At 47.9% G+C, this 1147-nt stretch carries 1 pseudogene; it reads right to left on the minus strand.

What is annotated here, in order from left to right:
- Nucleotides 1-1147: pseudogene (locus tag HMPREF3108_RS10980) on the minus strand (YSIRK signal domain/LPXTG anchor domain surface protein); the annotation flags it as partial.

Raw genomic sequence — 1147 nt, forward strand, 5'->3', positions numbered from 1 at the left:
AACTGTTTCATCAATTGGAACCAGTGGATCACCACCTTGGAAGGTTGGAGTACCTGTTTGTGGAAGGCCTTGAGGGCCTGTGCTAGTTGCGTTAGTGCTGGTTGGAACCACTTCTTTCACCACTGCTTGGTACTTGACAGTAACAGGAGTGCCGTTGGCATCCACACGAGTCAATTCAAGTTCTGGTGTTTCACCCTTGAACTGTTTGTCTGGAGTGAAGGTCACCTTACCATCTGCGTTCACCTCGAACTTACCAACATTTGGAACTTCCTTCACAGCTGTCCCATTGTCAAATAGTGGAGTCGAATCCGCTGGGAATGGAACAGAGTCATGGCCTGGAGTGAAGGTCACTTTACCTTCTTGGACCTGACCTTGAAGTCCTTCTGTCTTATCGCCCGTACCAGTTGGTGTTACCTTAGTAAACTCTGGACTGTAAGTTGCAGTGACTGGAGTGCCGTTCTTATCCACGCGTTTAACTGTGACTGGATCAGGATTTCCGACAAACTGCTTGTCTGGAGTGAAAGTTACAGTTCCGTCTGGCGCAATCGTGTAAGTTCCTTGACCTGGAATCACTTTTTCCTTGCTTCCATCTTCGAAGGTTGGCTCGACTGTTTCATCAATTGGAACCAGTGGGTCGCCACCTTGGAAGGTTGGGGTACCAATTTGTGGAAGTCCTTGAGGACCTGTGCTTGTTGCACCGGTTCCTGTAGGAGTTACCTTAGTGAATTCTGGACTGTAAGTTGCAGTCACTTCTGTACCATTTTTATCCACACGTTTCACGGTGATTGGGTCTGGTTTGCCTACAAACTGCTTGTCTGGAGTGAAGGTTACTGTACCGTCTGGCGCAATCGTGTAAGTTCCTTGACCTGGAATCACTTTTTCCTTGCTTCCATCTTCGAAGGTTGGCTCGACTGTTTCATCAATTGGAACCAGTGGGTCGCCACCTTGGAAGGTTGGGGTACCTGTTTGTGGAACACCCTGCGGACCTGTGCTAGTTGCATTAGTGCTTGTTGGAGTGACTTTGGTCACTGTTGGTGTATAAGTTGCGGTAACTTCTGTGCCGTTCTTATCTACACGTTTCACTGTGACTGGATTAGGAGTACCAACGTACTTCTTATCTGGCGTAAAGGTAATAGAACCATCTGGA

Origin of the sequence: Streptococcus sp. HMSC10A01 (assembly GCF_001807785.1) — a bacterium.
In the GTDB taxonomy this organism is placed as follows: Bacteria; Bacillota; Bacilli; order Lactobacillales; family Streptococcaceae; genus Streptococcus; species Streptococcus gordonii.